The organism is Pseudomonas sp. (assembly GCF_050739775.1).
GTDB lineage: Bacteria > Pseudomonadota > Gammaproteobacteria > Pseudomonadales > Pseudomonadaceae > Aquipseudomonas.
The window spans coordinates 16,630-29,302 of record NZ_JBOICA010000036.1 but is presented as its reverse complement, the minus strand read 5'-3'; the positions used below and the strand labels follow the sequence as shown (position 1 = coordinate 29,302).

Sequence of the window (12,673 nt, the reverse complement as noted above, 5' to 3'; positions counted from 1 at the left end):
AATGCAGCAACTCAATCCTTCCGAAATTAGTGACATCATCAAGGGTCGCATCGAGAAACTCGACGTGACCTCCCAAGCCCGCAACGAGGGTACCGTCGTCAGCGTTTCTGACGGTATCGTGCGGATTCACGGTCTGGCCGACGTAATGTACGGCGAAATGATCGAGTTTCCAGGTGGCGTGTTCGGTATGGCCCTCAACCTGGAGCAAGACTCCGTTGGTGCGGTAATCCTGGGCGCCTACGACACCCTCGCTGAAGGCATGAGCGCCAAGTGCACTGGCCGCATCCTCGAAGTTCCTGTTGGTAAGGAACTGCTGGGTCGCGTTGTCGATGCACTGGGTAACCCAATCGACGGCAAAGGCCCTCTGGGCAACACCGAGACCGACGCGGTCGAGAAAGTTGCTCCGGGCGTGATCTGGCGTAAGTCGGTAGACCAGCCTGTACAGACTGGCTACAAATCCGTCGACGCCATGATCCCGGTCGGCCGTGGCCAGCGTGAGCTGATCATCGGCGACCGTCAGATCGGTAAGACCGCCATGGCGATCGACGCCATCATCAACCAGAAAGACTCCGGTATTTTCTGTGTTTATGTTGCCGTCGGCCAGAAGCGTTCCACCGTTGCCAACATCGTTCGCAAGCTGGAAGAAAACGGCGCCCTGGCCAACACCATCGTGGTGGTTGCCAGTGCTTCGGAATCCGCCGCACTGCAATTCCTGGCGCCATACGCCGGTTGCACCATGGGCGAGTTCTTCCGTGACCGCGGTGAAGACGCGCTGATCGTATACGATGACCTGTCCAAGCAGGCCGTTGCCTACCGTCAGATCTCCCTGCTGCTGCGCCGTCCACCAGGACGTGAAGCGTACCCAGGTGACGTGTTCTATCTCCACTCCCGTCTGCTGGAGCGTGCATCGCGCGTTTCCGAAGAGTACGTCGAGAAGTTCACCAACGGTGCTGTAACTGGCAAGACCGGTTCCCTGACCGCACTGCCGATCATCGAAACCCAGGCTGGCGACGTTTCCGCGTTCGTTCCGACCAACGTGATTTCCATCACCGACGGTCAGATCTTCCTGGAATCGGCCATGTTCAACTCGGGCATCCGCCCTGCAGTGAACGCCGGTGTTTCGGTATCCCGTGTGGGTGGTGCCGCTCAGACCAAGATCATCAAGAAGCTCTCCGGTGGTATCCGTACCGCTCTGGCTCAGTACCGTGAACTGGCGGCATTCGCCCAGTTCGCTTCTGACCTGGACGAAGCCACCCGTAAGCAACTCGAGCACGGTCAACGTGTTACCGAGCTGATGAAGCAGAAGCAATACGCTCCAATGTCCATCGCAGACATGGCGCTGTCGCTGTATGCCGCTGAGCGTGGGTTCCTGACCGACGTTGAAATCGCCAAGATCGGTAGCTTCGAACAAGCGCTGATCGCTTACTTCAACCGTGATCACGCCGAACTGATGGCGAAGATCAACGTGAAGGGTGACTTCAACGACGAAATCGACGCTGGCATCAAAGCCGGTATCGAGAAGTTCAAGGCCACCCAAACCTGGTAAGCCGCAGCGGGGGCTTTGCGGCCCCCGCTTGCTAACCTGATAGGTGTTACATGGCAGGCGCAAAAGAGATTCGCAGTAAGATTGCGAGCATCAAAAGCACGCAAAAAATTACCAGCGCCATGGAAAAAGTGGCGGTCAGTAAAATGCGCAAGGCACAAATGCGCATGGCTGCTAGCCGTCCTTACGCGGAGCGTATCCGCCAGGTTATCGGTCATCTGGCCAACGCCAACCCGGAATACCGCCACCCCTTCATGATCGAACGCGAAGTAAAGCGCGTCGGTTATGTCGTCGTGAGCAGTGACCGTGGTCTGTGCGGTGGCTTGAACACCAACCTGTTCAAGGCCCTGGTCAAGGACATGGCGGTCAACCGCGAGCAAGGTATCGAGATCGATCTTTGCGTGGTTGGCAGCAAGGGTGCGGCGTTTTTCCGCAGCTTCGGCGGTAACGTCGTCGCAGCGATCAGCCACCTGGGCGAAGAGCCGTCGATCAACGATCTGATCGGCAGCGTCAAGGTCATGCTGGACGCTTACCTGGATGGTCGTATTGATCGTCTGTCCGTGGTATCGAACAAGTTCATCAATACCATGACGCAAGCCCCAACGGTCGAGCAGTTGATTCCGTTGGTTGCAACCCCGGATCAAGAACTCAAGCACCACTGGGACTACCTCTACGAACCTGACGCCAAAGAGCTGCTGGACGGCCTGATGGTGCGTTACGTGGAGTCGCAGGTCTACCAGGCGGTGGTCGAGAACAACGCAGCTGAACAAGCTGCCCGGATGATCGCGATGAAGAACGCCACCGACAACGCCGGCGACCTGATCAGCGAATTGCAGCTGATCTACAACAAGGCGCGTCAGGCTGCGATCACCCAAGAGATCTCGGAAATCGTCGGCGGCGCTGCCGCGGTTTAACGGTTCAAATATTCAGAGGATCCAGCTATGAGTAGCGGACGTATCGTTCAAATCATCGGCGCCGTCATCGACGTGGAATTCCCACGTGACAGCGTTCCGAGTGTGTATAACGCACTGAAAGTACAAGGCGCGGAAACTACCCTGGAAGTTCAGCAGCAGCTGGGCGACGGCGTAGTCCGTACCATCGCGATGGGCTCGACCGAAGGCTTGAAGCGCGGTCTGGGCGTTGTCGACAGCGGCGCAGCCATCTCCGTACCGGTCGGTAAAGCGACCCTGGGCCGGATCATGGACGTCCTTGGTAACCCAATCGACGAAGCTGGCCCGATCGGTGAAGAAGAGCGTTGGGGCATCCACCGCGAAGCGCCATCGTTCGCTGACCAGGCAGGCGGCAACGACCTGCTGGAAACCGGTATCAAGGTTATCGACCTGGTTTGCCCGTTCGCCAAGGGTGGTAAAGTTGGTCTGTTCGGTGGTGCCGGTGTAGGCAAAACCGTAAACATGATGGAACTGATCCGTAACATCGCCATCGAGCACAGCGGTTATTCCGTGTTCGCTGGTGTGGGTGAGCGTACTCGTGAGGGTAACGACTTCTACCACGAGATGAAGGATTCCAACGTACTGGACAAGGTTGCTCTGGTATACGGCCAAATGAACGAGCCACCAGGAAACCGTCTGCGCGTAGCGCTGACCGGCCTGACCATGGCTGAGAAGTTCCGTGACGAAGGTAACGACGTTCTGCTGTTCGTCGACAACATCTATCGTTACACCCTGGCCGGTACCGAAGTATCCGCACTGCTGGGCCGTATGCCTTCGGCAGTAGGTTACCAGCCGACCCTGGCTGAAGAGATGGGCGTTCTGCAAGAGCGTATCACTTCGACCAAGGAAGGTTCGATCACCTCGATCCAGGCCGTATACGTACCTGCGGACGACCTGACCGACCCGTCGCCAGCGACCACCTTCGCCCACTTGGACGCCACTGTCGTACTGTCCCGTGACATCGCCTCCCTGGGTATCTACCCGGCGGTCGATCCACTGGACTCGACTTCGCGCCAGCTGGACCCGAACGTCATCGGCAACGAGCACTACGACACCGCTCGCGGCGTTCAGTACGTGTTGCAGCGCTACAAAGAGCTGAAGGACATCATTGCGATCCTGGGTATGGACGAACTGTCCGAGACCGACAAGCAACTGGTATCCCGTGCTCGTAAGATCCAGCGCTTCCTGTCCCAGCCGTTCTTCGTGGCAGAAGTCTTCACTGGTTCTCCAGGCAAATACGTTTCCCTGAAAGACACCATTGCTGGCTTCAGCGGCATCCTCAAAGGTGACTACGACCACCTGCCAGAACAAGCGTTCTACATGGTCGGCAGCATCGAAGAAGCGGTCGAGAAAGCCAAGAAACTGTAATCCCGGCGCCCCGCAAGGGGCGCTAATCAGGTTGAGGCAAGCAGATGGCTATGACAGTCCATTGCGATATCGTCAGCGCGGAAGGAGAGATTTTCTCCGGTCTGGTCGAGATGGTGGTTGCGCACGGTAACCTGGGTGATCTTGGTATCGCTCCAGGCCACGCGCCGCTGATCACTAATCTGAAGCCAGGTCCGATCACGCTGACCAAGCAGGGTGGTGCCCAAGAGGTGTTCTACATCTCTGGTGGTTTCCTCGAGGTCCAGCCGAACATGGTCAAGGTGCTTGCCGATACCGTGCAACGTGCTGCCGACCTGGACGAAGCTCAGGCTCAGGAAGCCCTCAAGGCTGCTGAGCACGCTCTGCACGATAAAGGCGCGGAGTTTGACTACGGCGCCGCCGCCGCACGTCTGGCCGAAGCCGCAGCCCAGCTGCGTACCGTCCAGCAGTTGCGCAAAGGCAGATAATTCGGCGTTCGCCGATGACCTCTGTTGCGATTGAGTTAAAGGGTAGCCTCGGCTACCCTTTTTCTTTTTCTGCGTTTTATATTCTGGTCACCTCACTGACCTTCCAGGATTGGTAGCCCGTCAATGTCTCTCGATATCGTTATTCTCGCCGCAGGCCAAGGTACCCGGATGCGCTCTGCGCTGCCCAAGGTACTGCATCCGGTTGCCGGCGACTCCATGCTTGGCCATGTTATCCACAGCGCCCGCCAGCTACAGCCGCAAGGCATTCATGTGGTGATCGGGCACGGTGCTGAGCGGGTGCGTGAACGTCTGGCGGCAGACGACCTGAATTTTGTCCTGCAAGACCAGCAGCTGGGCACTGGCCATGCGGTAGCGCAAGCCTTGCCGGCACTGACTGCCGATACGGTGCTGATCCTCTATGGTGATGTACCGCTGATCGAGGTCGATACCCTCAAGCGCCTGCTGGCCAAGGCCTCGCCTGAGCAACTGGGCCTGTTGACGGTCAACCTTGATGACCCAACCGGCTACGGTCGCATTGTCCGTGGTGCCCAGGGTCAGGTGACGGCGATTGTTGAGCATAAGGATGCCAGCGAAGCGCAAAAAGCCATCAAGGAAGGCAATACCGGCATTCTGGCGGTACCGGCTGCACGCCTGGCCGACTGGTTGGGGCGCTTGTCGAACAACAACGCCCAGGGTGAGTACTACCTGACCGACGTTATTGCCATGGCCGTTGCCGATGGCCTGGTGGTCGCCACCGAGCAGCCACTGGACCCGATGGAAGTGCAGGGTGCCAATGATCGTCGTCAGTTGGCTGAACTGGAGCGTCATTACCAGCTGCGTGAAGCGCGTCGTCTGATGGCCCAGGGCGTGACCCTGCGTGACCCAGCGCGTTTTGATGTGCGTGGCGAAGTGACCGTCGGTCGCGACGTACTCATTGATATCAACGTCATTCTTGAAGGCCGTGTGGTCATTGAAGACGACGTGGTGATCGGCCCGAACTGCGTGATCAAGAACAGCACCTTGCGCAAAGGTGTCGTGGTTAAAGCTAACAGCCATCTCGAAGGCGCGATCATGGGGGAAGGCAGCGATGCCGGCCCATTTGCCCGTCTGCGTCCAGGCAGCGTGCTGGAAGCCCGTGCCCATGTGGGTAACTTTGTCGAGTTGAAGAATGCCCATCTGGGTGAAGGCGCCAAAGCGGGTCACCTGACCTACCTGGGCGATGCCGAAGTCGGTGCGCGTACCAACATTGGTGCCGGTACCATCACCTGCAACTATGATGGCGCCAACAAGTTCAAGACCGTCCTCGGTGAGGACGTGTTCATCGGTTCGAACAACTCTCTGGTTGCGCCTGTGGATATCCTTGCCGGCGCCACCACCGCTGCCGGTTCGACCATCACCCAGAACGTCGAAGCGGCGCAATTGGCGGTCGGCCGCGCGCGCCAGCGCAACATCGATGGCTGGAAGCGGCCGGAGAAGCTCAAAAAGAGCTGAAGTTATACACAGCAATGAATGAGGGCCGACTGGATTGTGTATAAGTCGGCCCTTTTTTATTTGTGGATAAACAGATTAGGTGGATTAAGTTATTCACAGGTGAATTTTTCATCTCTCTGCTTGACGCTTTTCGGCCTTTAGGTTTTGATTGGCATTACTAACTTTCGAATCGAAACTTAAAGACGCCATGTCGAAACGTAACACCCCCCAGCGCCGCCACAACATCCTTGCCTTGCTCAACGAGCAGGGGGAAGTGAGCGTTGATGCGCTAGCCAAACGTTTCGAAACCTCGGAAGTGACCATTCGTAAGGACCTCGCTGCCCTGGAAGCCAACGGCTTGCTGCTGCGTCGCTACGGTGGTGCGGTGACCATGCCCCAGGAACTGATCGCAGATCAGGGCCAGCCGGTCTCGTTCTACAAGCAAGCGATTGCTCGGGCTGCAGTCGGGCGCATCCGCGAACATGCACGCATCATCATCGACAGTGGCAGTACTACAGCGGCGATGATTCCCGAGCTGGGCCACCAGCCGGGCCTGGTGGTGATGACCAACTCGCTGAATGTCGCTCGTGCCTTGAGTGAGCTGGAACACGAGCCCGTGCTGTTGATGACCGGCGGAACCTGGGATCCGCATTCCGAATCCTTCCAGGGGCAAGTCGCCGAGCAGGTACTACGCTCTTACGATTTCGACCAGTTGTTCATTGGCGCCGATGGCATCGACCTGGCGCGGGGCACCACGACCTTCAATGAGTTGCTTGGCCTGAGCCGGGTCATGGCCGAAGTGGCCCGGGAAGTGATCGTGATGGTCGAGTCGGACAAGGTCGGGCGCAAGATTCCCAACCTCGAGCTGCCTTGGGGCAGCGTCAACACCCTGATTACCGATGAGCGCTTGCCCGCTGAGGCGCGCGAACAAATTGAAGCCCGCGGCGTCCATGTGATTTGTGCCGCACTCTCCAAGGAGCATAACTAATGTGTGGAATCGTTGGTGCCGTCGCCGAACGTAATATCACTTCCATCCTCATCGAAGGCCTCAAGCGCCTGGAATACCGCGGTTATGACAGCGCAGGTCTGGCGGTTTACAGCCAGCAAGGGATCCTGGAGCGTCGTCGTAGCATCGGTAAGGTCAGTGAGCTGGATGCCGCTGTCGCCGCCGATCCGCTGGTGGGCCAGTTGGGTATTGCCCACACTCGTTGGGCGACCCACGGTGCACCAAGCGAACGTAATGCGCACCCGCATTTCTCCGGTAATGATCTGGCGGTGGTGCATAACGGCATCATCGAGAACCACGAAGAGCTGCGTGAGAAGCTCAAAGGTCTGGGTTACGTGTTCAGCTCCGAGACTGACACTGAAGTCATCGTTCATCTGCTGCACCACACCCTGAAAACCGTTCCCGACTTGGCTGACGCTTTGAAGGCTGCGGTCAAGCAACTGCATGGTGCCTATGGCCTGGCGGTGATCAGTGCGCATCAGCCTGATCGTCTGTTGGCCGCCCGCAGCGGCAGCCCGCTGGTAATTGGCCTGGGCCATGGCGAGAACTTCCTGGCTTCGGACCAATTGGCTCTGCGTCAGGTTACCGACCGCTTCATGTACCTGGAGGAAGGCGATATCGCCGAGATCCGCCGCAACCAGGTCACCATCTGGGATCTGGCCGGTAATCAGGTCCAGCGCGAAACCGTGCAGTACCACGAAGGCGCCGAAGCCGCCGACAAGGGCACCTATCGCCACTTCATGCTCAAGGAAATCCACGAGCAACCAACCGTGGTGCAGCGCACCCTGGAAGGGCGTCTGGGCAAGGACCACGTCATGCTCCAGGCCTTCGGTCCGCAAGCCGCCGAGCTGTTCGCCAAGGTCCGCAACGTGCAGATCGTCGCCTGCGGTACCAGCTATCACGCTGGTATGGTTGCGCGTTACTGGCTTGAAGAGCTGGCGGGTATTCCATGCCAGGTGGAAGTGGCCAGCGAGTTCCGCTATCGCAAGGTAGTGGTGCAGCCGGACACCCTGTTCGTATCGATTTCTCAGTCTGGCGAAACTGCCGACACCCTGGCTGCATTGCGCAACGCCAAGGAACTGGGTTTCCTCGGCAGCCTGGCGATCTGCAACGTTGGCATCAGCTCGCTGGTACGCGAGTCGGACCTGACCCTGCTGACCCAGGCCGGTCCGGAAATCGGTGTGGCCTCGACCAAGGCGTTTACTACCCAGCTGGTGTCGCTGATGCTGCTGACCCTGTCCCTGGGCCAGGTACGTGGCACGTTGGCGGCTGGTGTCGAAGCCGAGCTGGTCGAAGAATTGCGCCGCCTGCCGACGCGCCTGGGTGAAGCCCTGGCCATGGACGCCATCGTCGAGAAAACCGCCGAGCTGTTCGCTGACAAGCACCACACCTTGTTCCTTGGCCGTGGCGCGCAATTCCCGGTGGCGATGGAAGGAGCGCTCAAGCTCAAGGAAATTTCCTATATCCATGCCGAAGCCTATCCGGCCGGTGAGCTCAAGCACGGCCCGCTGGCGCTGGTGGACAGCGACATGCCCGTGGTCACCGTGGCGCCGAACAACGAACTGCTGGAAAAGCTCAAGTCCAACCTGCAGGAAGTACGGGCCCGTGGCGGTGAACTGATTGTCTTTGCTGACGAACACGCCGGTATGAGCAATGGCGAAGGCATCCATGTGATCGCTGTGCCGCACATCATTGATGCCCTGGCGCCGATCCTCTACACCATTCCGTTGCAACTGCTGTCGTACTACGTGGCCGTGCTCAAAGGCACTGACGTCGACCAGCCGCGTAACCTGGCAAAATCTGTGACAGTGGAGTAACGATCGCTGCTGTTAACACAGAACCCCCGTTTATCGGGGGTTTTGTGTTTTTGCCAGTTCATCGCTCAAGTCAGTCGAAAGCTGGCCTGGATCAATAGTCGCCGTGTCCACTTCGCATAGTCTGCCAAGTCCCTATTTCCCTTTTCACGGATGAAAGGCGCTATGCAAGTACTGGATCGGAAACTCGATATCCAGCCCCTGTCGCGGGCTGACATGACTATCCAACTCAACGGCCAGCCCATCGAAGTCGCCGCCGGTGAAACAGTGCTCACCGTACTCAACGCCGTGGGCCTGCGCCAGGTGGCGCGCAACGATCACGCGCAACTGAGCGGTGCTTTTTGTGGTATGGGCGTGTGTCATTGTTGCCTGGTTTCAATCAACGGCCGGCCCAAACGCCGCGCCTGCCAAACCGTGGTCCAGCCCGGTATGCAGGTGGAAACCCTGAGCAACCGCTTTGCCGGGCAGGAGGCGCCATGAGTCTGCGTCCTGTGATTGTCGGTGGTGGTTCGGCAGGTATGGCGACCGCTATTGAGTTGGCGCGTCACGGTGTGCCCAGTGTGTTGTTTGATGAGGCATCGCGGCCGGGCGGGGTGGTGTATCGCGGACCGCTGCGTGCAGGCGTTGACCTGGGGTATCTGGGCGCGCGCTACAGCAAGGCCCTGAACACCCTGCACAAGGAATTTTCTGCCTGCGCCGAGCGTATCGACATGCGCCTGAACAGCCGGGTGGTGGGCGGTGACGAGCAACGCCTGATGGTGCTCGATGCTGAAGAGCGTCTGCACCAGATCGACTACTCGCACCTGGTGCTGTCGGCGGGTTGCCATGAGCGCAACGTGCCTTTTCCTGGCTGGACTCTGCCCGGCGTGCAGCTACTCGGTGGCTTGCAGTTGCAAATCAAGAGCGGTGTGGTCAAGCCGCTGGGTAGCACGGTGATTGCCGGTACCGGCCCGTTGCTGCCGCTGGTGGCCTGCCAGCTGCACGCTGCGGGGGCGAAAGTTGTCGGCGTCTATGAAGCCTGCGCGTTCGGTAAGATCGCCAAGGAAAGCCTGGCGCTACTCAACAAGCCGCAGCTGTTCCTCGATGGCCTGAGCATGCTCGGCTACATGAAGCTTAATGGCATTCCGATGTATTACGGCTGGGGTGTGGTCGAGGCCAAGGGCGAAGGCGAACTCGCTGAAGTCACCCTCGCGCCTTACGACAACAACTGGCAGCCCGACCACAGCCGTGCTCAGCGCGAGCCTGCGCAAACCCTGGCGGTGGGTTACGGTTTTATTCCGCGTACCCAGCTAAGCCAGCAATTGGGACTGGAGCACGGCTTCAGTGACGACGGCTACCTGTGCGCCAAGAGCAACGTCTGGCAACAGAGTAGCCAGCAGCACATTCATCTGGCCGGTGATATGGGCGGTATCCGTGGGGGTGAGGCTGCGATGCTGACCGGGCGCATCGCTGCGGTGTCGATCCTGCTACAGCGCGAAGTGCTCAATGCCGAGCAGGCCATTGAGCTGCGTGAGCGGTACCTGGGCCAGTTGGCAGCCATCAAACGCTTTCGTGCCGGGGTAGAGCGCTATACCCAGCGTGGCACTCGGCAGATCGAGTTGCCCCGGGCCGATACTGTTATCTGCCGCTGCGAGCATGTAACCCGTGGTGATATCGACCTGGCCCTGGAACAGGGTGTGCGAGACATGGCCGGGCTGAAGATGCGCACGCGGGTGAGCATGGGTGATTGTCAGGGGCGCATGTGTGTTGGCTACTGCAGCGACCGTTTGCGCGAAGCCACGGGCCGCGTTGACGTCGGCTGGTTGCGCCCGCGTTTTCCAATAGACCCGATACCGTTCTCTGCATTCCAGCAACCTGGCACGGAAGCCTGAAACATGAACAGAACCTACGACGTAGTAATTGCTGGCGGTGGCGTGATCGGCGCTTCCTGCGCTTACCAGTTGTCCAAACGCAAGAACCTGAAAATCGCTCTGATTGATGCCAAGCGTCCCGGTAATGCCACACGCGCTTCGGCCGGTGGCCTGTGGGCGATTGGCGAGTCGGTCGGGCTGGGCTGCGGGGTGATTTTCTTTCGCATGATGTCGGCCCAGCACAAGCGCCAGGCCCAAGGTGCTGCGGTGGCGGTGGATGCCAACACTCCGCATATCCTGCCGCAGTCGTTCTTCGACTTTGCCCTGCAGTCCAATGCCCTTTATCCACAGCTGCACCGCGAACTGATCGAGCGTCATGGTATGGACTTCAAGTTCGAGCGCACGGGCCTGAAGTATGTGATCTACGACGATGAAGACCAGCTATACGCCGAGCATATCGTCGCGCAGATCCCGCACTTGGCCGACCAGGTGCGCTGGCTCGACCGCGAGGCCCTGCGCCAGGCGGAACCGGCGGTCAGCCATCAGGCGCGTGGTGCCCTGGAGTTTCTTTGCGATCACCAGGTCAGCCCCTTCCGGCTGGCCGACGCCTATATGGAAGCTGCGCGACAGAACGGTGTAGACCTGTTTCACAACACCAATATCACCGCGGTGCTGCACCAGGGCTCACGGGTCAGCGGGGTGCAAACCGCTGAAGAGGGTACCTTTCATTGCCAGACCCTGATCAATGCTGCGGGTGCCTGGGCGGCCGACCTCAGCGAACAAGCCACTGGCCTGCGTATCCCGGTCAATCCGGTGAAGGGGCAGATCATTCTCACCGAGCGCATGCCAAAGTTGCTGCAGGGCTGCCTGACCACCAGTGATTGCTACATGGCGCAGAAGGATAACGGCGAGATCCTGATCGGCAGCACCACCGAAGACAAGGGTTTCGACGTCAGCAACACCTTCCCGGAAATCAACGACCTGGTGCAGGGCGCAATTCGCTGTGTTCCGGAGCTGGCGCAGATCAACCTCAAACGCACGTGGGCTGGCTTGCGCCCAGGGTCACCGGATGAGTTGCCGATCCTCGGGCCGGTGCCGGAAGTCTCCGGTTACCTGAATGCCTGTGGACACTTTCGCACCGGCATCCTGACTTCGGCGATCACCGGTGTGATGATCGACAAGGTTCTCAATGGGGAAACCTCGCCTGTGGATATCACTCCGTTCCTGGCCGAGCGCTTCCATGCCGGGCCTGTGGATAAACCTCAGGTCGCCTTGGCCTGAGCGATGTGTGACCGGCCCTAGTGGCCGGTCATGCGTTCAATCAGGCTCAGGCAGTGCCGGACCTGTGGCGAGTTATCCCCAAGCCGGCGACTGAGAATGATCGGTGAAACTGCCGCCGACTCGCTCAGCGGTGCATACACGATATCGTCGCGGTGCTGGCGCTGCACCGAGGCGGGTACCAACGTTATCCCCAGGCCGGCGGCCACCAGACCGAGGGCGGTTTGCAGTTCGTTGGTCCACTGAATCACCTGCACGCTCAGACCCTGGCCGGCAAACAACGCCATGATGTGGTCGGCGTAGCTCGGGCGCGGCGTGGCGGGGTAGAGCACGAAGGGTTCAAAAGCCAGGCGTACCAGGTCAATGGGCTGGCCGATCAGCGGATGGCCGCAGGGTAGGGCGACCACCAGCGGGTCTTCGCGCAGTACCTGCTGGTCGATAGCCGGGTCCTTGATGTGGATGCGGCCGAAGCCGATATCGATGCGTCCGGCTTTCAAGGCTTCGACCTGCTGCAGGGTAATCATTTCCTGCAGGCCAAGCTCCAGTTCCGGATTACGGCGCAATTGGCGAATCAGCTCAGGTAACAGATCGTAGAGAGTCGAGGGCGCGAAGCCGATGCGCAGCCATTGGCGCTCGCTGTTGGCGATACGCCGGGTACCTTCAGAAATTTGCTCAAGTTGCTCGAGCAGCATTGCACTCTGCTCGTAAAAGTAGCGCCCGGCTTCGGTCAGGCGCAGCGGACGGCTGCGCTCCAGCAGTTCGACCCCCAGGGTTTCCTCCAACTGACGGATTTGCCGGCTCAAAGGCGGCTGGGCAATGTGCAGTTGCTCGGCGGCGCGGGTGAAGTTCAGGGTCTGCGCGAGCACCCGGAAGTAACGCAGATGGCGGAGTTCCATGATACCTCCAGGGTATTATTGCCTACCCAACAGA

The 12,673-nt window shown here is 59.3% G+C and carries 11 protein-coding genes; 10 read left to right on the top strand and 1 reads right to left on the bottom strand.

Translation table 11 applies throughout. The annotated features are described in order from the left end of the window. The first annotated feature begins 1 nt into the window (after position 1). From atpA to hcnC, 10 genes are all read left to right on the top strand, one after another. Complete coding sequence (atpA, locus tag ACRESH_RS18565; protein ID WP_431743346.1) at positions 2-1,546, top strand: F0F1 ATP synthase subunit alpha; 1,545 nt, start codon at positions 2-4, stop codon at positions 1,544-1,546. 50 nt (positions 1,547-1,596) lie between these two features. Next, positions 1,597-2,457, top strand: a complete 861-nt coding sequence (gene atpG, locus ACRESH_RS18560) for a F0F1 ATP synthase subunit gamma (protein ID WP_166570493.1) — start codon at positions 1,597-1,599, stop codon at positions 2,455-2,457. A gap of 27 nt (positions 2,458-2,484) precedes the next feature. Further along, on the top strand, positions 2,485-3,861 hold the full coding sequence (gene atpD / locus ACRESH_RS18555; protein ID WP_431743345.1) for a F0F1 ATP synthase subunit beta: 1,377 nt from the start codon (positions 2,485-2,487) through the stop codon (positions 3,859-3,861). A gap of 44 nt (positions 3,862-3,905) precedes the next feature. After that, a complete protein-coding gene (locus ACRESH_RS18550; RefSeq protein WP_431743344.1) occupies positions 3,906-4,325 on the top strand; it encodes a F0F1 ATP synthase subunit epsilon in 420 nt (139 codons plus the stop codon). Between the two features lie 123 nt (positions 4,326-4,448). Continuing rightward, on the top strand, positions 4,449-5,816 hold the full coding sequence (glmU, locus tag ACRESH_RS18545; protein WP_431743343.1) for a bifunctional UDP-N-acetylglucosamine diphosphorylase/glucosamine-1-phosphate N-acetyltransferase GlmU: 1,368 nt from the start codon (positions 4,449-4,451) through the stop codon (positions 5,814-5,816). 187 nt (positions 5,817-6,003) lie between these two features. Further along, positions 6,004-6,783, top strand: a complete 780-nt coding sequence (locus ACRESH_RS18540) for a DeoR/GlpR family DNA-binding transcription regulator (RefSeq protein ID WP_431743342.1) — start codon at positions 6,004-6,006, stop codon at positions 6,781-6,783. Next, on the top strand, positions 6,783-8,618 hold the full coding sequence (gene glmS, locus ACRESH_RS18535) for a glutamine--fructose-6-phosphate transaminase (isomerizing) (protein ID WP_431743341.1): 1,836 nt from the start codon (positions 6,783-6,785) through the stop codon (positions 8,616-8,618). Before ACRESH_RS18540 ends, glmS begins: the two co-directional genes overlap by 1 nt. A gap of 162 nt (positions 8,619-8,780) precedes the next feature. After that, positions 8,781-9,095 carry a cyanide-forming glycine dehydrogenase subunit HcnA gene (hcnA, locus tag ACRESH_RS18530; RefSeq protein WP_431743340.1) on the top strand — a complete coding sequence of 105 codons (315 nt, stop codon included), beginning with the start codon at positions 8,781-8,783 and terminating at the stop codon, positions 9,093-9,095. Further along, positions 9,092-10,486 (top strand): cyanide-forming glycine dehydrogenase subunit HcnB, encoded by a 1,395-nt coding sequence (hcnB, locus tag ACRESH_RS18525; RefSeq protein WP_431743339.1) that lies wholly within the window; start codon positions 9,092-9,094, stop codon positions 10,484-10,486. The genes hcnA and hcnB overlap by 4 nt, the downstream gene beginning before the upstream one ends. A gap of 3 nt (positions 10,487-10,489) precedes the next feature. After that, a complete protein-coding gene (gene hcnC, locus ACRESH_RS18520; protein ID WP_431743338.1) occupies positions 10,490-11,746 on the top strand; it encodes a cyanide-forming glycine dehydrogenase subunit HcnC in 1,257 nt (418 codons plus the stop codon). A 17-nt stretch (positions 11,747-11,763) separates the two neighbouring features. Here hcnC and ACRESH_RS18515 read toward each other — a convergent pair whose 3' ends face one another. Continuing rightward, positions 11,764-12,639, bottom strand: coding sequence for a LysR family transcriptional regulator (locus tag ACRESH_RS18515; RefSeq protein ID WP_431743337.1), 876 nt, complete (start codon positions 12,637-12,639; stop codon positions 11,764-11,766). Positions 12,640-12,673 lie beyond the last annotated feature (34 nt).

What these genes read in the sequence shown, in the direction of transcription:
- atpA (WP_431743346.1), top strand. Translation starts at nt 2, where the DNA reads ATGCAGCAACTCAATCCTTCCGAAATTAGTGACATCATCAAGGGTCGC.
- atpG (WP_166570493.1), top strand. Translation starts at nt 1,597, where the DNA reads ATGGCAGGCGCAAAAGAGATTCGCAGTAAGATTGCGAGCATCAAAAGC.
- atpD (WP_431743345.1), top strand. Translation starts at nt 2,485, where the DNA reads ATGAGTAGCGGACGTATCGTTCAAATCATCGGCGCCGTCATCGACGTG.
- ACRESH_RS18550 (WP_431743344.1), top strand. Translation starts at nt 3,906, where the DNA reads ATGGCTATGACAGTCCATTGCGATATCGTCAGCGCGGAAGGAGAGATT.
- glmU (WP_431743343.1), top strand. Translation starts at nt 4,449, where the DNA reads ATGTCTCTCGATATCGTTATTCTCGCCGCAGGCCAAGGTACCCGGATG.
- ACRESH_RS18540 (WP_431743342.1), top strand. Translation starts at nt 6,004, where the DNA reads ATGTCGAAACGTAACACCCCCCAGCGCCGCCACAACATCCTTGCCTTG.
- glmS (WP_431743341.1), top strand. Translation starts at nt 6,783, where the DNA reads ATGTGTGGAATCGTTGGTGCCGTCGCCGAACGTAATATCACTTCCATC.
- hcnA (WP_431743340.1), top strand. Translation starts at nt 8,781, where the DNA reads ATGCAAGTACTGGATCGGAAACTCGATATCCAGCCCCTGTCGCGGGCT.
- hcnB (WP_431743339.1), top strand. Translation starts at nt 9,092, where the DNA reads ATGAGTCTGCGTCCTGTGATTGTCGGTGGTGGTTCGGCAGGTATGGCG.
- hcnC (WP_431743338.1), top strand. Translation starts at nt 10,490, where the DNA reads ATGAACAGAACCTACGACGTAGTAATTGCTGGCGGTGGCGTGATCGGC.
- ACRESH_RS18515 (WP_431743337.1), bottom strand. Translation starts at nt 12,639, where the DNA reads ATGGAACTCCGCCATCTGCGTTACTTCCGGGTGCTCGCGCAGACCCTG.